The 17,399-nt window shown below is 61.0% G+C and carries 27 protein-coding genes; 10 read left to right on the forward strand and 17 right to left on the reverse strand.

Translation table 11 applies throughout. The features are described 5' to 3' along the window. Nucleotides 1–33: 33 nt before the first annotated feature. The 7 genes from EU557_RS09200 to EU557_RS09230 all read right to left on the reverse strand — a co-directional run bounded on the left by EU557_RS09200 (nucleotide 34) and on the right by EU557_RS09230 (nucleotide 2,505). A complete protein-coding gene (locus EU557_RS09200) occupies nucleotides 34–720 on the reverse strand; it encodes a hypothetical protein (protein ID WP_135530084.1) in 687 nt (228 codons plus the stop codon). A 65-nt stretch (nucleotides 721–785) separates the two neighbouring features. Then, on the reverse strand, nucleotides 786–980 hold the full coding sequence (locus tag EU557_RS09205) for a hypothetical protein (protein ID WP_135530085.1): 195 nt from the start codon (nucleotides 978–980) through the stop codon (nucleotides 786–788). A gap of 4 nt (nucleotides 981–984) precedes the next feature. Next, nucleotides 985–1,299, reverse strand: a complete 315-nt coding sequence (locus tag EU557_RS09210; RefSeq protein WP_135530086.1) for a DUF3846 domain-containing protein — start codon at nucleotides 1,297–1,299, stop codon at nucleotides 985–987. 11 nt (nucleotides 1,300–1,310) lie between these two features. Further along, entirely contained in the window at nucleotides 1,311–1,514 is a 204-nt protein-coding gene (locus tag EU557_RS09215; protein ID WP_135530087.1) for a hypothetical protein, read from the reverse strand. Between the two features lie 53 nt (nucleotides 1,515–1,567). Next, nucleotides 1,568–1,861, reverse strand: a complete 294-nt coding sequence (locus EU557_RS09220; protein WP_135530088.1) for a hypothetical protein — start codon at nucleotides 1,859–1,861, stop codon at nucleotides 1,568–1,570. Next, nucleotides 1,848–2,141, reverse strand: a complete 294-nt coding sequence (locus EU557_RS09225; protein WP_135530089.1) for a hypothetical protein — start codon at nucleotides 2,139–2,141, stop codon at nucleotides 1,848–1,850. The genes EU557_RS09220 and EU557_RS09225 overlap by 14 nt, the downstream gene beginning before the upstream one ends. Continuing rightward, nucleotides 2,134–2,505: a hypothetical protein gene (locus EU557_RS09230; RefSeq protein WP_135530090.1), complete on the reverse strand. Its 372-nt coding sequence runs from the start codon at nucleotides 2,503–2,505 to the stop codon at nucleotides 2,134–2,136. Before EU557_RS09230 ends, EU557_RS09225 begins: the two co-directional genes overlap by 8 nt. Before the next feature lie 182 nt (nucleotides 2,506–2,687). Here EU557_RS09230 and EU557_RS09235 point away from each other — a divergent pair, with 182 nt between their 5' ends. Further along, on the forward strand, nucleotides 2,688–3,044 hold the full coding sequence (locus EU557_RS09235) for an SLOG family protein (RefSeq protein WP_135530091.1): 357 nt from the start codon (nucleotides 2,688–2,690) through the stop codon (nucleotides 3,042–3,044). A gap of 56 nt (nucleotides 3,045–3,100) precedes the next feature. On the opposite strand, the gene EU557_RS25435 is transcribed toward EU557_RS09235, so the two are convergent. Then, the gene (locus tag EU557_RS25435) at nucleotides 3,101–3,268 is read right to left on the reverse strand and encodes a hypothetical protein (RefSeq protein WP_167855139.1); all 168 of its coding nucleotides are present in this window, start codon (nucleotides 3,266–3,268) and stop codon (nucleotides 3,101–3,103) included. Between the two features lie 558 nt (nucleotides 3,269–3,826). On the opposite strand from EU557_RS25435, the gene EU557_RS09240 reads away from it, so the two are divergent. Both EU557_RS09240 and EU557_RS09245 read left to right on the forward strand, forming a co-directional pair. Continuing rightward, nucleotides 3,827–4,060 (forward strand): hypothetical protein, encoded by a 234-nt coding sequence (locus EU557_RS09240; protein ID WP_135530092.1) that lies wholly within the window; start codon nucleotides 3,827–3,829, stop codon nucleotides 4,058–4,060. After that, on the forward strand, nucleotides 4,047–4,466 hold the full coding sequence (locus tag EU557_RS09245; RefSeq protein ID WP_245326217.1) for a M15 family metallopeptidase: 420 nt from the start codon (nucleotides 4,047–4,049) through the stop codon (nucleotides 4,464–4,466). Before EU557_RS09240 ends, EU557_RS09245 begins: the two co-directional genes overlap by 14 nt. Before the next feature lie 88 nt (nucleotides 4,467–4,554). Here EU557_RS09245 and EU557_RS09250 read toward each other — a convergent pair whose 3' ends face one another. Together EU557_RS09250 and EU557_RS09255 are read right to left on the reverse strand one after the other, a co-directional pair. Beyond that, a complete protein-coding gene (locus tag EU557_RS09250; RefSeq protein ID WP_135530093.1) occupies nucleotides 4,555–6,459 on the reverse strand; it encodes a DEAD/DEAH box helicase in 1,905 nt (634 codons plus the stop codon). Between the two features lie 20 nt (nucleotides 6,460–6,479). After that, entirely contained in the window at nucleotides 6,480–7,949 is a 1,470-nt protein-coding gene (locus tag EU557_RS09255) for a PDDEXK family nuclease (RefSeq protein ID WP_135530094.1), read from the reverse strand. 582 nt (nucleotides 7,950–8,531) lie between these two features. Between EU557_RS09255 and EU557_RS09260 the strand changes: the two genes are divergently transcribed. After that, nucleotides 8,532–8,840 (forward strand): hypothetical protein, encoded by a 309-nt coding sequence (locus tag EU557_RS09260; RefSeq protein ID WP_135530095.1) that lies wholly within the window; start codon nucleotides 8,532–8,534, stop codon nucleotides 8,838–8,840. A 276-nt stretch (nucleotides 8,841–9,116) separates the two neighbouring features. Next, nucleotides 9,117–10,556, forward strand: a complete 1,440-nt coding sequence (locus tag EU557_RS09265; RefSeq protein ID WP_135530096.1) for a hypothetical protein — start codon at nucleotides 9,117–9,119, stop codon at nucleotides 10,554–10,556. On the opposite strand, the gene EU557_RS09270 is transcribed toward EU557_RS09265, so the two are convergent. After that, the gene (locus EU557_RS09270; protein WP_135530097.1) at nucleotides 10,553–10,744 is read right to left on the reverse strand and encodes a VRR-NUC domain-containing protein; all 192 of its coding nucleotides are present in this window, start codon (nucleotides 10,742–10,744) and stop codon (nucleotides 10,553–10,555) included. The two genes, EU557_RS09265 and EU557_RS09270, sit on opposite strands and share 4 nt — an antisense overlap. A 9-nt stretch (nucleotides 10,745–10,753) precedes the next feature. On the opposite strand from EU557_RS09270, the gene EU557_RS25440 reads away from it, so the two are divergent. The 3 genes from EU557_RS25440 (at nucleotide 10,754) to EU557_RS09280 (ending at nucleotide 12,534) form a co-directional block, all read left to right on the forward strand. Further along, nucleotides 10,754–10,930 carry a hypothetical protein gene (locus EU557_RS25440; RefSeq protein WP_167855140.1) on the forward strand — a complete coding sequence of 59 codons (177 nt, stop codon included), beginning with the start codon at nucleotides 10,754–10,756 and terminating at the stop codon, nucleotides 10,928–10,930. A gap of 198 nt (nucleotides 10,931–11,128) precedes the next feature. Further along, a complete protein-coding gene (locus tag EU557_RS09275; protein WP_135530098.1) occupies nucleotides 11,129–11,842 on the forward strand; it encodes a hypothetical protein in 714 nt (237 codons plus the stop codon). Between the two features lie 50 nt (nucleotides 11,843–11,892). After that, nucleotides 11,893–12,534, forward strand: a complete 642-nt coding sequence (locus EU557_RS09280) for a hypothetical protein (RefSeq protein ID WP_135530099.1) — start codon at nucleotides 11,893–11,895, stop codon at nucleotides 12,532–12,534. 7 nt (nucleotides 12,535–12,541) lie between these two features. Here the strand turns inward: EU557_RS09280 and EU557_RS09285 are convergent, their stop codons facing one another. Genes EU557_RS09285 through EU557_RS09295 form a run of 3 tightly spaced genes read right to left on the reverse strand, consistent with a single transcriptional unit; the run spans nucleotide 12,542 to nucleotide 14,678 of the window. Further along, the gene (locus tag EU557_RS09285; RefSeq protein ID WP_135530100.1) at nucleotides 12,542–12,961 is read right to left on the reverse strand and encodes a hypothetical protein; all 420 of its coding nucleotides are present in this window, start codon (nucleotides 12,959–12,961) and stop codon (nucleotides 12,542–12,544) included. A 57-nt stretch (nucleotides 12,962–13,018) separates the two neighbouring features. After that, nucleotides 13,019–13,786 carry a hypothetical protein gene (locus tag EU557_RS09290; RefSeq protein WP_245326218.1) on the reverse strand — a complete coding sequence of 256 codons (768 nt, stop codon included), beginning with the start codon at nucleotides 13,784–13,786 and terminating at the stop codon, nucleotides 13,019–13,021. After that, entirely contained in the window at nucleotides 13,755–14,678 is a 924-nt protein-coding gene (locus tag EU557_RS09295) for a hypothetical protein (RefSeq protein ID WP_135530101.1), read from the reverse strand. Before EU557_RS09295 ends, EU557_RS09290 begins: the two co-directional genes overlap by 32 nt. A gap of 103 nt (nucleotides 14,679–14,781) precedes the next feature. Between EU557_RS09295 and EU557_RS09300 the strand changes: the two genes are divergently transcribed. Next, on the forward strand, nucleotides 14,782–15,576 hold the full coding sequence (locus EU557_RS09300) for a helix-turn-helix domain-containing protein (RefSeq protein WP_135530102.1): 795 nt from the start codon (nucleotides 14,782–14,784) through the stop codon (nucleotides 15,574–15,576). Here the strand turns inward: EU557_RS09300 and EU557_RS09305 are convergent. From EU557_RS09305 to EU557_RS09315, 3 genes are read right to left on the reverse strand one after another with little or no spacing between them, the layout of a single operon-like run. Further along, entirely contained in the window at nucleotides 15,542–15,877 is a 336-nt protein-coding gene (locus tag EU557_RS09305; protein ID WP_135530103.1) for a hypothetical protein, read from the reverse strand. The genes EU557_RS09300 and EU557_RS09305 overlap by 35 nt on opposite strands. A 47-nt stretch (nucleotides 15,878–15,924) precedes the next feature. Beyond that, nucleotides 15,925–16,311 (reverse strand): hypothetical protein, encoded by a 387-nt coding sequence (locus EU557_RS09310; RefSeq protein WP_135530104.1) that lies wholly within the window; start codon nucleotides 16,309–16,311, stop codon nucleotides 15,925–15,927. Nucleotides 16,312–16,320: 9 nt separating this feature from the next. Continuing rightward, the gene (locus tag EU557_RS09315) at nucleotides 16,321–16,545 is read right to left on the reverse strand and encodes a hypothetical protein (RefSeq protein ID WP_135530105.1); all 225 of its coding nucleotides are present in this window, start codon (nucleotides 16,543–16,545) and stop codon (nucleotides 16,321–16,323) included. A gap of 83 nt (nucleotides 16,546–16,628) precedes the next feature. Between EU557_RS09315 and EU557_RS09320 the strand changes: the two genes are divergently transcribed. After that, nucleotides 16,629–17,378 carry an XRE family transcriptional regulator gene (locus tag EU557_RS09320; RefSeq protein WP_135530106.1) on the forward strand — a complete coding sequence of 250 codons (750 nt, stop codon included), beginning with the start codon at nucleotides 16,629–16,631 and terminating at the stop codon, nucleotides 17,376–17,378. Nucleotides 17,379–17,399 lie beyond the last annotated feature (21 nt).

The following is a 17,399-nucleotide window of genomic DNA, read 5'->3' on the forward strand; positions in this document are numbered from 1 at the left end:
GCCCCCGCCTCCGGGGAAGCGGGGGCCGGGGCATCAGGCGGCCTGCTGGGTTTCCTCTACTTCTTCTGTGGCGGCCTCTGCCTCTGTGGGCACGGTGTAGCCGTGCTGGATGCGCGCGTCGGCGACGCCGGTGTAGGTTTCCTGGCGCCAGATGGGAAAGTCGCGGGCAAACTCCTGGCGGGCCTGCACCTCGGCCGGGTCGGCGACTTCGTAGCTGAACTGCGCAATGAAGTAAGTGGCCTTCTTGCCGTCCTTGACGGTTTCCTTTTTCTCGGCCTGCACTTTTACTACCACGTCGGCCAGGGTCAGGTCGTCGTAGAACAGCGGCTCGATGAGGCGGTACAGGTTTTCGACGCTGTAGCCGTGGAACAGCACGGCGCAGATGGCGCCCTTCTCGTCGGCATAGAACAGCTCAGCCCAGAGCTTGCGGCCCATGTTCAGGATATTGTCGTGGAACACGCGCCAGGCCAGCGGGATAAAGCTGATGGCCGGACCCAAGGGCGTGGTGCCGTTGATGTTGAACTGACCGGCCTTGGCGTCGAAGCGGATTTGGCGTGGGTGGCCGGGCAGGTAGCGGAAGCGGCTGGTTTCCGTGACTTCGCCGCTGGCCTCGTCCACGGCGGCTGTGAGGTAGGCCCGGCTGGGCGTAACGGCCGGGGCCAGCTCGGCGGCGTGGATGATGGGTGCGGCGGGGGCGGTAGTGGTTTGCTTGGTTTTCATGGAAGAAGGAATGAGAAATGAAATGGGGGCCGGTTGTCGGCCCGGCCCCCGGTAGCCGTGTGCGGTCAGCCCTTGCGGGGGCTGGGGTGTTCGTGGCAGGTCTGGAAGTGGCGGCAGTCCCGGATGGCTTCGCGCATGGCGGCGGCCCGGGTGGGCCGGTCGCCGTTGGCGGTGGTGGGGTAAAAAGGCTGGCGGGCTTGCCAGACAAAGCCGAAGCGCGGGCAGGGCCGCACCCAGGCGCGGAAGGTGGGCGCTTGCATGGGCCTAGCGGAACTGCTTGTCGTGGCACAGAATCACGCGGCCCACAATGCTGTCCTGGCCGCGGGCCGCGGGCTGGTACTGGTACCACAGATAGGTAGCCAGCAGATTCAGGTAAGCCGGGTTGCGGAATTTGCCTTCGTCGTCGATGATGAGAATCAGCTCGTCGGTGAGGCGCACCACGTCCACGCGCTGGCACTGCAGCAGCTCGTACAGCTCGGCCAGCCGGAAGCTGCGGCCGTTGCGCGGGTGGATGGGCTGGGGCTCGGCGCTGTGCGGGTCGAGCAAATGGGGCTGGTAAGTCGTAGCGGTTGCGGGCATGGGAATCAGGGTTATTCGTCTTCGGCATCCACCCACGTAAGCCGCCACCCGGCGGCACGCAATTCAGCCAGAACTTCCACGGCCAGGAACCGGACGCCTCGGGCGTTGCTGCTCCGCTCGTGGATGTATTCGGACGGGCTGGCAAAGCCCAGCGCCGAGGCAGCCCGGCCTACTGCGGCCTCAAAGACTGCGGCATGTTCTTTCACTGTTGACATCGTGGGGGTATTGAGGCCCGCGCCGCGGCGAGCTGGCGCGGGCCGGTGGTTGATTATTTCAGGTCCCAGGGGTGGGGGTGGTAGTCGTCGGCCGGCGTGGGCAACTCGCCGTAGCGGTCGGCCGGGCGCAGGCGCAGCACGGGCGGCGCGTTCAGCGCATCGGCCGCAGCCTGGGCCTGCTCGTGGGTGGCGTAGGCGCCGGGGGCGGCCTCCTGCTGGTAGTGGCCGGGGCCGCCGGGCCGGGTGCCGGGCAGGGCCACATCGCGCACCACGGCCCAGCCCTTGTTGCCGGCGTACAGGCAGGCCGGGTGCCACCGGCCCGCCTGCGGGGTGCTACCAGCGGGCATACTGCCGGCGCAGGCGGTGGAGCTGCTCGCCTTCCGGACTGGCGTGGAAGGCTTCGCAGGCAGCCTTGTAGGCGGCGCGGGCCTCGCGCAGGCGTAGGATGGCGGCGCGGATGCGGGCGAAGCGGGCCGGCTGGCGGGGGTACTCCTCGCGCAAGGCGTACAGGGCGTGCCGGGCATCGAACATCACCGACTGCGTGCGGGCCAGCTGCTGGCGTACGGTGGGCACCGGGGCCGCCCCCGATACGGGAGCGGCCGGCGCGGATAGCAGGGCGCTATGCATAGCGCAGGCGGGCGCAACGGTGGCGGAGGCAGCGGAAGGCGAAGCCAGGGCGGCGGAAGGGGCCACCGGCCAGCGCCTGGGCAGCGGCAGCCAAGGCTTGGGCGGCGTGGACCACGGCCAGCGCGCCCAGCAAACTAGGGGCGTGCTGGGCAGCCGCAAACGCCTGCACGGCGGCGGCAATGGCCTGGAAGGGGCACTCGGCCTGCCCCAGGTGGCAGGCGCGGCCGACGTGGTACGAGGCCGTGTACTGCGTGCGGGTGTAGCCCTCTGGGGCTACATAGTGGCTGATGGTGGCGAAATGGGCGGCGGCCGGACCGGACCAAGCAGCAGTAACGAGCTGCGAAAACTGCAAAGCGGTGAGCATGGGCTGTAGGTGTTAGCCGTGGGGTGCCCCGCGCCGTAGGCCTCCGGGCAAGGCAGGCAGCCGGGCCTTTCCCGACTTACTTGTATAAATATACAATAATAATTGGAATAACATGCAATATGATACAAGTATTTTTTGGCAATAACCCCTTGAAATACAAGTAAATTTCAATATCTTATATCATGGTAAAACACAAAATAATAGCAGTAGTAGGCAGCCGAAGCGTACGAAGCTGCACGGCCCTGCTGGCACGGCTGGCCGAACTGGCGCCGGCCGAAGTGGTAAGCGGCGGAGCGGCCGGCGTGGACCAGCTGGCCGCTGCCTGGGCCCGCGCCCACGGGGTGCCGCTGACAGAGCTGCGGCCGGATTATGCCGCCCACGGCCCCACGGCTGCGCCCCACGTGCGCAACGCCGAAATAGTGCGCCGCGCCGACTTGGTGCTGGTGGTGTGGGACGGCCGCAGCAAGGGCACGCTGAGCGCCCTGCGCGCCGCCCGCCGCCTGGGCCGCGCGGTGGAGCTGCTGCCCCTGGACGCCTGAGCCGGGCCACCAGCGCACAGAGGGGCTGCCGGGCCCACCTGCCTGCCCTTAAAAGCTCAGGGGGTGTGGGGGTCTTCCCCCACTGAGGCTGCGTGCAACGCTCCTATGGGCGGGGGCTTAGGGGCGGGCCGACGGGGAGGCGCAGAGCAGCGGAGCCGGACCAGCGGCTGGCCCCGCGTGGTGGCTAGGATGACCGGCGGCCCGTTTTCAGGGCCGGTGGGCATGGATGGCGGCAAGAGGCACCGGCCGGTCGGAATGCAGCAGAGCGGAATGGAGCCGGCGGGTGCCGGCGCGGTGGCGAGGGGTCCGGGGAGGCCCCCGGTTAAACTAACCGGTGCGCAGCACACCGCTTTATTTGGCCTGCGTGGCCTGAACGCGCTTTACCTGGCAGCCGGCCCCGTTTCAGGGGCGGGCTGCGGCCTTATCAGGGGGAGCGGACGGGTGGCCCTGGCGGGGTGGCTGTGCGGGGCAGACAGGGCGGCCCGGCCGCGGGTGCGGGGGCAGAGCGTCTGAGGGCGTCGCCGGGTAGCAACAGAATCGGAAGGATGCAGCAGGGATGGTAGCCAAGCCGACGAAGGAGGCTGCCCGCAGGGCCGCAGCGAAGCGGAGTGGCGGACAGCCCGACCCGAAGGGGCTACCCAGAAAAATACCATACGCAACCAACTGCAACTGCTACAGCAGGTTGGGTGGCGGCTGACGTAGCTTTGTTGCAAATAAATACAAACATCAAACCATCCAACATCATGTTCAGCAGCACAAAAGCCGGCCATATGGCGCATATTATGGCAACCGCACTTCTGGGCCAGGTAGCCAGCAACGAGCTGGTGCCGCCGGACCCCGACAAGATTGAGCAGTACGGGCATCTGGTGATTCAGGCGCTGGTGGCCATCGTGACCATCTGGGCCACGGTGCGCAAGGTCCTGCAGAAACCGGAGGCGGTCGTGAAGATTCCGGCGGAGGCCCTGCCGGCCGAAGTTCCACCGGCTGACCCTACCCGGCGTGGTGACGCTGACTAAGGCCCAGCAGGCGCGGCAGGCAGCACGTCTGGCCGGCGTGCGCGAGGAGCTGCGGGCGGCCTTCGGGTGGGCCCTGGATGCTTGGCAGGCGCAGCCGGAGCTGGCCCGCCTGGGGCGGCCCATTGTGACGGAGGGCTACCGGAGCGCGGCGGAGCAGGAGCGGCTGTACGCGCAGGGCCGCACGGCGCCGGGCCCCATCGTGACTTACAAGCGCGGCGGAGAGTCGAAGCACAACCTGGTACCGGCGCGGGCCCTGGACGTGGCCTTTCTGCTGGCCGGCGGGCAGGTGAGCTGGTCGGCGGAGCTGCTGCGGCGGTTCGCGCAGCTGATGAAGGCGGCGGGTCCGGCGGTGCGCTGGGGCGGGGACTGGCCAGGGTGGAAGGACCGGCCGCATTTTGAGGTTTAAGGCAAACTGTGCAAGAGGTACTTGGACTAAAAAGGCCACTCCGATGTCGGAGCGGCCTTTTTTTGGGTTAAGCCGATGTGTGGTCTTATCATCCAGCAGCTTTGCTATTGGAAGTAGTGGCTGGACGAGTCTTTTTTAACGGTTCCAAGCGGGTAATGCGGTGACAGGAGTTGAGAAAGTCACGGAAACAGTCTACCCATTGCTGTAGCTCAGGCACATCGAAGCGGGCGCGGGTGAGGCGGGAGCTACCGACAATGATACGCTTGACGCGGGCGCGGGTAATTGCCACATTGAGGCGGTTAGGCATAAAGTAAAAGCTGGCTCGCTGCAAAGCAGAATCAAAGCGGCCGGACGTGAGTGACAGTATTATCACGTCACGTTCCTGGCCCTGCATTCGCTCCACGGTATCGATGGTGACCTGAGCTAACTCTTCGGGCGAGCGGTCAGGGCAACGTTTGTAGAGGCGGCGGCGGATGGCACGCCCCTGAGCACGATAGGGAATAACAACAGCTATTTCGTTGGCAGAGACGCCGCTAGCCAGCAGTTCAGACACCAGTTCGGCAACATAGTGGGCTTCGCTGCGCTCATATGTTTTGGAGTTGCTGTGGCGCAGATCTACGAAAACGCTGGGTTGGGCGGGGTCAAGAATATCAGCGTACTGTGTGGGTGTCGAGGGTATGTGAAGGGTGCGGGTAGCAGCGGACTCGTGGGAAGTAAAGTCGTTTTCGTAGAAGTAAGACGATGCAAATTCAGCTAGGCTCGCATTGAGTCGGTAAGTGACGTTCAGGCGAGTGCCGGGTGCGCGGGTAAACAAGTGCTCGAATACGGAGCGGTGCAGGGCTGGGTCGGAATGGGACGCCGTAATAATGGGCGGCATTTGCTGGTGGTCACCAATGAAAATGTATTTGCGACCGGCAAGCATGGCGGCGGCGGCTTGCAGCAGCGTTAACTGGCTGGCCTCGTCGGCTATTACCACATCAAATTTTGTTCCTCCTAAGCGCCGGGTATAGAGAGCAAAACAGGTAGCACCGACGATAAAGCCGTTCCCGTCCACAGCTTCAAGCGCTGGCCCATTTTCATGGTTAGCAACTTCCCCTAAACCGTCGGCGTCGGCCTGCTTACCGACTTTGAGTAGGTGTGGGTAGCTGGTTACTTCATGAATCTTGCGCAGGGCATTGTTTATGCCGCGGTGGTTAGATGACGTAATAAGCACGCGCAAACCTTGCCGGGCGAAGGCTGTGGCGAGATGTGCCAAGACCCACGTTTTACCTGTGCCGGGTGGCCCCTGAATCAGGTAATAGTTACGGGCGGCGTAAGCGTTGATAAATGCCTCGCGCTGCCGGGCGTTGAAACCTAACGTAGCAGATAAAGCCTCGGCTTGGGTGAGGCGGTCAGCGTCGAAGGCCGGTAGCTGATGGTCAATGAGCACATCATTAATAGCATCGGGCTGGCTCGCCAGAAGTTGGTCGAGAGCTTTATGCAATATCCACCGTAAGTCAGGCTGATGAGCATCCAAGACCCAGCCGTCAGAGAGGCCGCGGGCACGAGGATTTTTGCCAAACTCGGCTTCCAGCGTTAGCCGTTGGCCGGCGTCTTGCATGAGCACTAATGGGTAAGATTCACGCTCATTGAATGGGTCCCCGCGGTGCAAGAGGACATAGGAGCCTGCCCTGAAATTTGACCTATTGACGGGTGCTTCTATAGTGACAGTAGTCGAGAGCGACGCATAGGAACGAAAGTTGTTGAGAATCTTTTCCTCGCTCGGCTCAATGCCCGCGTTAGTAAGCCGCTGGCGAATGCTCTCGCGTGTTTCCTCACTTGGTACGGTGCCCGGAATCCTCACATTAGCAATGGCGCTGCCTTTGCGCACCCGCGCCGCCAGCGGCAGCGCCCAGGTCTGGCGTATTTCACGCTGCTGGGCCTCGTGCTCGGCATCATGGAACCGGCGAAGCTGTTCAACCAAGTCTATAAGCGGGGAATTGGAGGCTGGCATAGCGAAGCAGGATTACAGCTTTATCGTTTGGCTCGCACAACATCGAGCATACGGGCAACATGGGCAGGGCGCTCGGGCACGGGTACGAGGTGGTAGCGGTCATAGTCAGGATGTAGCACTACCAAGTGCATATCACGGACGCGGCAGCCGTAATTGGTTTCAAGCAGCCACTTATACATATTCTGTTGCAGGGTATAGTGGCTGAACGAGCAGTCGGGCAGGTCGCCAAGCGGCCCCTCGGCAGTCTGGTAGCGGTTTAGCTGCACCTGGCCGGCAGCATCTACCACTTTATGGCTGCGCTTCCAGTCATAGATAGAAACGGTTCCGTCGGTATTGCGGGCCACAAAATCGAGAGTACCCGCCAGCATCAATTCCTCACTGTACACCTGCCATTCAGTGCGGTGAGGTACGAGGTGGGAAAAAGCTCTGTGAAAGCTCAGGAAATGAGCAAACTCAGAGCCGGTAGCGGGGGTACCCTGATTGTAAAAATCTTCGATCTGCTGATGCAGAGCGGTGCCGGCACGCGACGAGGCAGCAGCTTTGTCAGCCCATTCCTGGGCCACCTCTTCGGGTGTGCAGCCGCGTTGAGCCGCTTTATAGGCTGACCAATATTCAGTGTCAAACTCTGGGAAAAAGCGGCTTACCAAAGTACTGACAGCTACTGCGGGCTGTCCGTTGATGTAATACTGGTGGGCGTCAGCATCGAAGCTTAAGGCGCTACGGCGTGGGTCAGGATTAGCTTTCTGCAGCGTACCAGGCTTGGGCGGCGGAGGCAGAGGGGTTGCTTGAGCTACCAGTTTTTCAATCTCCGCCTCAATGGGTAGAGGCTCGGCGGCGGGGCCGACACCACTGCTTTCATATCTACCGAAGTCAATGATTCCCAAGTACTGCTCACGGTAGCGGGCTTTAGCCCACTTCTGCGCCTGCACCACATCCCAGACCGCCACGCCTGCGGGCGTACCGACAGATAACAGGGTTTCAGGAATCTGGTAGGTAGGGTCGAGCCGGGCAATGAGGTGGGCAATAACGGCACAACAGGCTTCCGGCTGCTGATGAACCTGAATTTCGGCAAAGCGCAGCACGACCCACCCGCGGCTCGTAAAAAAGTTGTCGCGGCTGTCGTCGTCACCCTGGCAATGGGTGGGCAGGCGGTTGGCCCCGTCATAAGGCTCGTCAATCTCGACATTGAGAAAGAGGTTGAGGCCGTTGCGCTCGTGTAGCAGAGCTACATCCGGCTCGTAGGGACGGGAAGCGTTGGCGGTGGGCAGATGGTGGTTGTCAAGCACCCGAACCGGGCCGGACTTAGGAAAGAAGCGGCGCAAATGCTCAACAAAAGCTGCTTCGCAGTAGCCGCGGTTGGCCGAGCGACCAGCGCGGGGAAACTTGACAGGTACGCGCTTGCCAGCGGCTGGCCAGCGCAGATAAGGGTAGCGGCTATTGCTGCGGGCGGGTAGCGGCTCGTAGCCAATGTATTTAATTTCGCCAGGCACCGGTACCTGCTCGGCAGCCGGGCGCTGAGGCGCAGGCCGGGGCGTAGCCGGTGGTGGAGTGGGCCGGACAGGCTCTGCCCGTCGAGCTGGGGGCTCAGCAGCAGAAGTTAGAGGCGGAGTGGCGGGGATTGGTTTAGAATGAGCAGGCGGCGGTGGAGCAGCGGCCGTTGGCTGACTCTGGGTGACCGGAACTGGCTTTGGCGTGAGCGTTGACGAAGCAACCCTCGGAATTGCAGGCGCAGGCTGAGACCTATTCTGAAGAGGTGGAGTACTTGGGGAAGGCGGAATGGGAAGTGACGGAGGCGGCAGCGTGTGGTGCTGGGTCGACTTGGGCCGGAAAATCCAGTAAGCCAGCAGCACGAGCGTAGAAACGATTAGAATGGCTAATACTACCGGGAAGCCCGAAGTAGATTGCGCTGGAGGATAGGCGCCAAGGGTATCTATTTGTGCGAAAAGCAAAGCATTAGGGTGTGAAGGCTGAATATATGGGCAATTTACACGGATGCCATTACCCTTTAGACCTTGGGCAGCTTAGTTGCGAGCTATTGTCGAACTTCGCTTACCTATACACGACGTTTTGCTATGCATGCCACGCTTTATCTGCCCCACCGGAATCCGCAGCCTGTTTTCGCCGAAGGGCTGAGCCTGCCCGATCCAGCTACCGGGTTTGCGGCGTTACCCGAGCAGGTGCCGATGCTCATGGGCTGCGCCCGCAACTTGGTGGATGTGCTAGTCAGCGGGCCGGGGTATGTGGCTTACTCGGTGTTCGACTGCGAGGAGCCAATAAATGAGTCTGCAATGGCAGCAGTAGCTAAGGTGTCGGGGGTGGAATCTGACTCAGGCGACGAGGACGCGGTTTTGTGCGGGCCGGTGCTGATTATAACGTGTTAGCAATAGCAAAATCCCGCCAACTGTATGAGTTCACAAAGAGAAAGATTGGATTTTCTGCGTGAGGAGATTGAGGCAGAAATGGCCGCTGTGGGTAGACATATCAGGGCTAACCCGCCTTTCGTGGCATTGCTGGGACTAATTAGAAGTTTGGACGTTCAGTACATTATATCCCAACACGATGCGGAGATTAGTCCGTCAATAGCAAGCTTATACAAATTCGGATGGCAGCCGCTTTTCAAGGAGGCATACGGGCTCTTTGACATGGAGCCTCAGCCTATGCTTTTCCCCTCCTACAAGGAGCTTATAGAGAACGGGCAGATGCTCCTGGGTGCGTCAGGCCGAGTTGGTCTATGTCAGCAGCTATTGGATTACGTGCATTACGGCATGGTGAAAATTGCTGAAATCACCGGCCGCGAAGCGCAGCTTGAGCCCAACCACAAATACTATGGTGTCGAACGTTTCGAGAGGGAGTATAGGCGCCTTGTCGTTACAAACTTATTTGAGCAAGTCATCAAGGCTCGGGAGAAAGAGCGGCCGTCATCGTTTGAAAGTATACAGCCGCTGCTACGCCAGACCGTCCAACTGCCGTACCCCCAGTTTATGGCCTATGATGCGCCAGAAGAAGTTTTTGACTATTTCCAAAAGCAAGGCCAATACCATCTCTTGCGGTTGCAGGAGCATGAGAATTTTGGGCCAGAAGACGTATTTGGTGGCCTGCCCTATCGAATTTACGTTGATGCAGTTGAACACCTGATGGGCGTTGCACTAATGCACACGCACTACGCGCTTGCCGCGATTGAAAAACAGCCACAGGTGCTGCTGGCTAATCTGCTGCCCTATCTGCGGCCTGACTGCTCTTTCGTTGAGGCGCTTGTTAAAGACCTTGATGTCACTGAGAAACAGGCCAGCCAGATTCTGAGTTGTCTGACAATAGACAAAACCAATTACGAAGGCTACACCAGTTTCACAGCAGCAGCGCCGCCGCCGTTTGTTCGGATGTCTGACGGGTTTCTGCTCAGGTCGGTTGTGGGTTGCTGTGACAACCCGTTTCAACTGCTCAACTACGAGTTAAAGCGTCGTTTTGAGAAAGACTATTTCCGGTCTGTAAATAATAGGGAGGATAGATTTCGCAGCGACCTGTTTAAGCTTTTCCCACAAGAGCATATTATTAAGCTTGATAGGGAGGTGCGGATTACCACTCCGCTTGGCGCAACGGATATAGACGCTGTTATGTATGACAGAAAAACCTGTACCCTTGCGCTCATTCAGCTAAAATGGCCTGACGCTTACGGTGACTCTATGCGGCGACGTGCGAGCGTTGTGGCGAATTATTACAGCAAGGCTAACGAATGGGTAGAGAAAGTATATGCCTGGGCAACAAGGTTGAAGACAGAGGAAATTTTTAGCGCTCTTCAACTTCAGCTTACACGTGAGGAGCGTAGGAGCTACAAAGGGTTTTACTTAATGGTGCTGAACCGGCACACGGCGCATTTCACGAGTGGCGAACCGAGTGAGAAAGCAGCTTGGGGCTCGTGGATGCAACTTGTGGCTACACTTGCAACGGGCTTAAAGTATAAGCCTAATGATCCACTTGGAGCCGCGTACTCGTGCCTGCGATATTTTGACCCGAAGCGCCGGACGGATAGGGGCGACGTGCCCGACTCTCACCCTTTTGAAATAAAAATTGGCGACTCTACGGTGAGCATGAATTTTTAAGGATGAGCAAAGCCACTACGGCGTTCAAACGACTGCTGGAACTGCGCGAAGCTGTGGGCGACGAAGGCCAAGCCACCAGCGGCTTTTAGTTCATCGAGAAACTGCTTCTGCTCGGGGCGCAGCTGCTCGCGGCCGGCTTTGACTTCGACGCCGATAAACACGCCGTCGCACTTGCAGAAGCCAATGATGTCGGGGACGTGGGGGCGGTCCTAGGGGATGGAGCGGTAGCTACCGGTTTTCTGTTTAAAGATGCCGCTGGTGTTCTGGCGCCATACGGCGAAGCCCTGCAGCGTGAGGTAGGCCAAGATGGCACCGGTGGTTTCGCCGACTGTGGATGGGGACAGTTCGAGCGGGGGCCGCTGGTGGTGAGTTAGAAAATGTGCTGGCCGGAGGTGGACGCGGGCAGGCTATGGGCGGAGCCGGTGGGCCGCAGTTAATAAAGGCGGCGAGTCCGGCGGCGCTCTGGGCCGAGGGGGAAGCACCGGCCGCATTTTAAGGTGTAGCTATTCGGGGCCCTTACTTGTGCAAGTGCGGGCCCCGATGCTATTTGCCGCCTCACTTACGCCGGTCTAATGCTTCATGCTATAAGAAACAACAAGGCAGGCCGCAACTTTCAGGACGCCGTGAACTGGCGGTCGTTGTTCGGCGCGTCGGAGGATTCTCTTACTTCCTCGGTATTCGGGCACTTGTTCTACCTGCCCGCAAGCCTGTTGTGGGAGGTGTTGTGCAAAGGGGCCTACAACCTGGAATTACCTTGCCAGTCCCCGCCAGAAATTATCAGCTATGAGTTCTGGCCAAGATGGGATGCTACGCACACTGCCAACACGTACAGCGTGGAGCCCGACGTTTTTGTTCGCACATCGGAATTTGATCTGATAATTGAGGCAAAGCGTCACGACTACGGGCAGCAAAACCCTAAGCAGTGGCGTGACCAAGTACAGGCGTACCTCAATGAGTATGGCTGTGAGAAAAACGTGTTGCTGCTGGCCGTTGGGGGTATTGACCACGGCGATGAACAGCCAACACGTTTGACCTTCCCAGGTCGCACGATATTAGTGTACAAATGCCGGTGGCGCACTCTGCTGGGGGCTCTGCGCACTGCCCAGCAGCAGCTACCGCCTGATACACCACACCTCATTCACTTGCTCAAGGACCTGATAGCCGCTTTCGGCCTGCACGGTTACGCCACCAACGACTGGCTGGCGACTATGCCTGGCAGTGAGTTGACAAGGCTCAGGCAGGGCAACGGACTGCAGACGTTGCTGAGCAAATCCTCCCAATTCTAATTACATACCCCCGGCCCTGCGCGTGCAGTGCCAACTGATACCCGCATTTTATGAGTGAGCTTACCCAGGAAGATTTAGTGGCAGTGGCCCTTGACGTGCGCAAGGCCTACCGGCTCCTGTACCTGTTTCAGGCTCGGGTGATGGACACCGTAAAGTTTATAGCTGAGCAGCTCGGCCGCAACTACCATGGCGGTTGGTGCTGGTTCAGCAGTGTAACGCCCCGGGATGGACGGGGCAGCCTAGACAACTGGGCCTGGGACTGGCTGAATATGTACCATTACGAGTTTTTCCTGGGTGAAGAACTTGTTGATGGTAACAGGATCAGGCTGGCAGTAATTCTGCAGAGCGACACAGGATTTTATGATCATTCAGGTGCTGAAAAAACGGATATTCGTTCATTCGCACCGGTTGAGGAATCCGAAACGCGGCTGCGCTTTTTGGTTGGCAAGAATACTTGGCACGGTGAATTCGGGAAAGACTTTCCTCCTACCGAAACCAGAACGTCCGTAGGATACACACAGCTGAAAACTGCTGATAGCAGCGGCACGCTGATAACCAAAAGCTTTCCAATAACGTCGTTTCTGAATGAGGCTGGTACCCGTCAGGTGCTCGATGAATTTGTCGCTTACTGCCAGTCAAATGATGTTCCCGAGATTCGTCTGAGCCATTCACATCCGGCGGCCATTATCTAAGACAACATCAGAACCGCTCGTTCAAGTGCTCTTCGCCGTTGATATAGTAACATACCAAGTGGCCGGCAAAGCGAAGCGAGCAAGCAAACTCAGCCCGCTCGTGCGCGTCCTGCAGCGACGCAGCCACCACCTCAAATGACTCCTCCAGGAAGGGCAGCGGCCGCATGGAATCAGGCAGGTGGGGTCCGTCTTCTCCGGTTATCCGGACCCGGTATACCAGCAAGCCATCAGGGAGCCGGGACAGAGTGTGCTCCTGAACAAGGCCACACCGGCGGCATCGTACCGCTACGACCACCCCGGCGACGGTGCGGGCCATTACCCGCCCACCTGTGTGCGGGGTGGTAGCCTGTTCCGCCTCGCAGAACAGCGTCAGCAGGTTTTTGGGCGAGTAGCCGGTGCCGGTAGAAATAACTGCGTTACGGGCCATGCTGACAGGGTATTGTCTTGATGAACATCAAATATAACGGTTAACGGCCGCAGGACTTCAGGCACTGTTGCGCAGCCGCTGCTGCTCATTCTCAGCGCGTAGCTGCCGGACATATTTTCCGGTTTCGCCCAGGGGCGCATCGGGGCGGGCCTGCCAGTCGGGGCGGGGGTTGCGGAAGGCGGCGGCGTGCTGCTGTTGGCGGAACTCTTCGGGGTCGGGGGTAGGCAGGCCGCGGCGCCAGCGCTGCTTCTGCAGGCTGAGACGGGCGCGCAGCACGTCGTGGTTGGGGTGGTCGTCAGGGATGCGGTCGGCCAGCTGCTGCATGAGCTTCGGGGCTAGGTCACCGAGGGTGGCCACGGCCTGGGACTGTGCGGAGGCGCCCCGGGCTTTTTGGTCCAGGTGGCGGCTTTCGAGGAAGGCGGCTTTCTTGTCAAAATACTCATTGAGCAGGGCGAAGATTTTGCCTTGGTCGAGTTCCTGGAAGAAGTTGCGGCCACTGGTGCGGGCCTCCTTCAGGGCCAGGATGATGTCTTTGAGGCTGTCGTGGCTGTACTTGCGCATGACCGTTTCAGCCAACTCGATGAGGTCGGCCGCGTCGGGCTTGTGGGGCACGCGCACCGAATCGACGAAGGCCTTGAAGATGACGGCCAGCAGCTTCAGCAACTCTCCTTCGCCGATGCTGCGCTGCACCTGGAACAGCTTGCGGGCTTCGGCGGCCTGGGCGTAGTCGAGGCCGACGGACATGCGGGCCAGCAGCAGGCGGGGGCGCTCATCGGACACGGTGACCAGCTGCTCAAGCGTAGCGGCTGTCGAAATAGTCAGCAATTGCGCTTCGGGCCCCGGCCCCGTGGGCGGGGGTGCCGTAGCCGGCGACTGGCTGCGCGGGGGCGAGTACGAGGGCGTTGCGTTCGATGTCATTGAGCATGAAATTTTTGGCGGTGGCTTTCCAGTCGCGGCGGCGGGGCGGCTCCCCGTCCTTGCGCCAGTTGGCTACTTTCTGGTGGTAGAAGCGCAGGTTGGCCAGCTCGAAGTCGGTGCCGGCAAAGGCGGCTATGAAGGCCTCGGGGTCGGCCAGTTCGGATTCGGCAAACAGGACCTCAGGCCGCCCTCCTCCCCTGCCGGGGGCTTTTCTTTTTGGCGCAACTTTTTCTTTCGGGGCCTCGCCTGCACAGTCCTCCGCGGCCAGCTGCTCCGCTGAAAGCGAATCATCCAGCACGGCGTAGCCTTTCTGATTTTTCGCGCCCGCCGCAGATGCGTTTGAAAAGTCTGTGGGGTTTTCTTCGTCTGTTACCGTTACCGGTGTTTTCAGAATAGGAGGCACGGCTTGGCCGGTGGTCGGGCCACGGCTTGCGCCACGGCCTAACCCACGGCTTGAGCCGGTTGTGGTTGGAGCACTTTCGGGCGTAGCGGTGGGCAGGGCAGCTTCCGGTCCCAGCTCGTGCATGAGGGCTTGGCTGGGGTGGTGCTGGCTCTGGCTGGGCTGGTAGGTGATGAGGCCCCAGGCGGTGAGGTCGCGCAGGCAGGCGCGGTAGGTGCCGGCGCTGCCGATGTGAGCAGCCCGCATCAGCTCGTCGCGGAACAGCAGCACCGAGGGCGGGAAGTGAGCGGCGTTCCAGAGCTGGAACAGGGCCACGTACAGGCTGACGTGGTGCGGGGTGGCCGTGGGCTCGGCGGCCAGGAAGGCGAAGGCGGCGCGGGTATGGGTAATATAGTTCATACAAACCGTAGCGGGTGGTAGCAGAGGGTAGTGAGCAGATGCGTACTTTGCATAGAAATACAAGCCGGTGACCAGCACGGTCCGGCCACAGCACTACCCCACTATGAGTCAGGAAACGCAGGTTGGCGACCGTATAAAGGCCTTTCTGGAAGCGCACGGGCTGAATGCCTACCAGGCTTCACAGAAGCTGGGCCACGAAAAGCCTTCAAAAGTTTACAAGCTGGTGAACAACGACGCCAAGCCGGGCTACGACACCATCGTGGAGCTGCTGACGGCGTGGCCGGACCTGTCGCCGGAGTGGCTGATCCTGGGCACCGGGCCCATGCTGCGCGGCGGGGCTGCGCCGGCCAACGACCTGCCCCTGTTCGCCGCCAAGGCACCGGTGCTGCCGGAGCGGGGCATCAGCGGGGGCCGGGTGGTGGCCGTAACGGTAGACCACACCGGGCACGAGAACATCCTGATGGTGCCCCTGCGCGACCAGGCCGCTTACGCCAAGCGCCACGACGACCCGGCTTTTCTGGACAAGCTCAGCACCTTCCGGCTGCCGCTGTTTGCCTCGGGCACCTTCCGCGCCTTCGAGGTGGACGGCGACGAGCTGCACCCCGGCATCCGGCGGCACGACGTGGCCGTGTGCTCTTTCGTGGAGCGGTGGGACCTGCTGGCGCCGGGCTCAGCCTGTGTGGTGGTGGTGCCCGGCAGCGTGCTGGTCCGGCGGCTGCCCTCGCCCATCACGGAGCGCCGGCAGGTGGTGGAGCTGCTGGCCGACAATGCGCGGATAGCGCCCATGCACGTACCGGCGGCCGACATCATCGAGCTGTGGCAGGTGCGCGGCTACCTGACCACGCGGGTACCGGCCCCGCCGGTCAGGTCGGGCGGGCAGCCCGCCGACGGCGAGTAGCGGCGGCCGGCTCAATCAGCGCGGCGTCGGTGCGGTTGCGGCGCTGCCAGTCGTGCAGCTGGGACAGCAGCACCCGGTCGCCGCGGCTGCTCTCGCCGGGCACGTAGTGCAGGCGGCGCGGGTGGTTGTCGGGCAGGCGCATATAGTCGCGCACGGTTTCGGGGTGCAGACCCAGCAACTCGGCCGCGCGGGGCACGGCGCAGGCCGGGTCGGGCGCCGGGGTGTTTTCCATCTGGCGGCGGGCCTCGGCGGCGCAGGCCTTCTCCAGGGACTCGCGCACCCAGGGGTGGTCGTCAGGCATCCGCACGATGATGTGCAGGCCGTCGGCGGTGGTCGTGGTCAGCTCGGTCATGGCCGGAGTTGGGTAGCTCGTTCAGGGAAGAAATAGCCGCCGTTGTGCGGTACGGGAGTAATACCGGTGGCCTGCCGGTGACGGATAATGATGTGCAGCTGCCCGAGCACCTGCGCGGCCGTATCGGTATCGAACTGCGTGCGCCACAGCTCCAGCCATACCGCCTCGCGGTGCGTGAGGTAGGGGCTGTCGAGGCACTGGCACAGTTCCTGGCGCTGCGCCAGGGTCGGGAACGGGTAGTTGCCGAAGTAATCGGGCTTGGGGCAGGACCGCACGGCGGTTTCGAGGGCGGCGGTGGCGGCGCAGGGCTCTTCGAGCAGGTAGGGAGCTGGCGGCAGCGGGCGGCGGGGGTATTCCTTGTCGGCGGTGAAGTACAGAAGCATGGCGGCGGGTTATTTGGAAAGCTGGGACAAATCCTGCTGCACGGCTTGGCTGCCGGCCTCCTTTATAAGGCGAACTGCCTCGGCCACGGCCGGGTGCGAAGGCCGACCCTTCCGCAGGGCTTTGGTAACGGCCGCCCGGGAAATGTCGAGCCGGTGGGCGATGTACGTGATGGAGCCGTGGGGTAAAAGCTCCCGCAGGTCGGGCACTGATTTTTTTAGTTCAGATGGTTGCATTTGGTTTCAATTTGTTACATTTGTCTATGTTGTTACAAATTCACCACTAAAGGAGTGACCAAATGTAACAAAAACTAAACTATATGACACAATCTGCTACCATCAAAAAATCTCTGGCCCAAGAGGTGGCGGAAGAAAACCTTCGCACCAGTGCAGGGGAGCGTCTGCGGATAGTACGTCAGGTGCGGGGCCTGACTCAGCAGCAGATGGCTGACCTGCTGGGCGTGAAGCGCCCGACGGTTACGCAGCTGGAAGCCGGTCGGCACCAGCCTAGTCAGGACGTGCTGGAAACCATTGTGCGCAAGCTGGAAATCAGCCGCAACTGGCTGTGGTTCGGCATCGGGCCAATGGAGGAAGCTACGCCGGGCCTCAACGGCAATGCCCGCCTGGCCCACCCGCTGGATGAGGAGGACTACGAGGACTGGATACACATTACGGTACCCGCCCGGGCTGGCTTTGGGGACCTGTGCGACCTAGACACGACGCAGTTTGACACCATCCGCATCTACAGCCCCAGTCCGGAACTGCGCGGCCGCAAAACGTGGGTCATTGATGTGGACGGGGACTCAATGGAACCACAGCTGCGCTCGGGTATGCAGGTAGCCGCGGTACTGCTGCCGCTGGAGGACTGCAAGTATGCGGTGAGCGGGGTGTACGCCGTGGTGTTCGGCAGCCAGTTTGCCATCAAGCGTATCAAGGATAACGACCTGCTGACGAAGGGCTACCTGGTGCTGCACTCCGATAATGAAAACGCCGGCAGCCTGACGGTGGCAGCCGAGGATATCCGGTATATGTGGCGGGTACTGGAAATAGTGCGGGGGAAGGTGCTGTAATAGCTGAACCGCCTATCTGTT

It is taken from the genome of Hymenobacter wooponensis, from assembly GCF_004745865.1.
Classification (GTDB): Bacteria; Bacteroidota; Bacteroidia; order Cytophagales; family Hymenobacteraceae; genus Hymenobacter; species Hymenobacter wooponensis.

Bases quoted from the DNA above. Each gene is read 5' to 3' on its own strand.
- EU557_RS09200 (WP_135530084.1), bottom strand. From the start codon at position 720: ATGAAAACCAAGCAAACCACTACCGCCCCCGCCGCACCCATCATCCAC.
- EU557_RS09205 (WP_135530085.1), bottom strand. From the start codon at position 980: ATGCAAGCGCCCACCTTCCGCGCCTGGGTGCGGCCCTGCCCGCGCTTC.
- EU557_RS09210 (WP_135530086.1), bottom strand. From the start codon at position 1,299: ATGCCCGCAACCGCTACGACTTACCAGCCCCATTTGCTCGACCCGCAC.
- EU557_RS09215 (WP_135530087.1), bottom strand. From the start codon at position 1,514: ATGTCAACAGTGAAAGAACATGCCGCAGTCTTTGAGGCCGCAGTAGGC.
- EU557_RS09220 (WP_135530088.1), bottom strand. From the start codon at position 1,861: ATGCCCGCTGGTAGCACCCCGCAGGCGGGCCGGTGGCACCCGGCCTGC.
- EU557_RS09225 (WP_135530089.1), bottom strand. From the start codon at position 2,141: ATGCATAGCGCCCTGCTATCCGCGCCGGCCGCTCCCGTATCGGGGGCG.
- EU557_RS09230 (WP_135530090.1), bottom strand. From the start codon at position 2,505: ATGCTCACCGCTTTGCAGTTTTCGCAGCTCGTTACTGCTGCTTGGTCC.
- EU557_RS09235 (WP_135530091.1), top strand. From the start codon at position 2,688: ATGGTAAAACACAAAATAATAGCAGTAGTAGGCAGCCGAAGCGTACGA.
- EU557_RS25435 (WP_167855139.1), bottom strand. From the start codon at position 3,268: ATGCCCACCGGCCCTGAAAACGGGCCGCCGGTCATCCTAGCCACCACG.
- EU557_RS09240 (WP_135530092.1), top strand. From the start codon at position 3,827: ATGGCAACCGCACTTCTGGGCCAGGTAGCCAGCAACGAGCTGGTGCCG.
- EU557_RS09250 (WP_135530093.1), bottom strand. From the start codon at position 6,459: ATGCCAGCCTCCAATTCCCCGCTTATAGACTTGGTTGAACAGCTTCGC.
- EU557_RS09260 (WP_135530095.1), top strand. From the start codon at position 8,532: ATGCATGCCACGCTTTATCTGCCCCACCGGAATCCGCAGCCTGTTTTC.
- EU557_RS09265 (WP_135530096.1), top strand. From the start codon at position 9,117: ATGCTTTTCCCCTCCTACAAGGAGCTTATAGAGAACGGGCAGATGCTC.
- EU557_RS09275 (WP_135530098.1), top strand. From the start codon at position 11,129: ATGCTTCATGCTATAAGAAACAACAAGGCAGGCCGCAACTTTCAGGAC.
- EU557_RS09280 (WP_135530099.1), top strand. From the start codon at position 11,893: ATGAGTGAGCTTACCCAGGAAGATTTAGTGGCAGTGGCCCTTGACGTG.
- EU557_RS09285 (WP_135530100.1), bottom strand. From the start codon at position 12,961: ATGGCCCGTAACGCAGTTATTTCTACCGGCACCGGCTACTCGCCCAAA.
- EU557_RS09295 (WP_135530101.1), bottom strand. From the start codon at position 14,678: ATGAACTATATTACCCATACCCGCGCCGCCTTCGCCTTCCTGGCCGCC.
- EU557_RS09300 (WP_135530102.1), top strand. From the start codon at position 14,782: ATGAGTCAGGAAACGCAGGTTGGCGACCGTATAAAGGCCTTTCTGGAA.
- EU557_RS09305 (WP_135530103.1), bottom strand. From the start codon at position 15,877: ATGCCTGACGACCACCCCTGGGTGCGCGAGTCCCTGGAGAAGGCCTGC.
- EU557_RS09310 (WP_135530104.1), bottom strand. From the start codon at position 16,311: ATGCTTCTGTACTTCACCGCCGACAAGGAATACCCCCGCCGCCCGCTG.
- EU557_RS09315 (WP_135530105.1), bottom strand. From the start codon at position 16,545: ATGCAACCATCTGAACTAAAAAAATCAGTGCCCGACCTGCGGGAGCTT.
- EU557_RS09320 (WP_135530106.1), top strand. From the start codon at position 16,629: ATGACACAATCTGCTACCATCAAAAAATCTCTGGCCCAAGAGGTGGCG.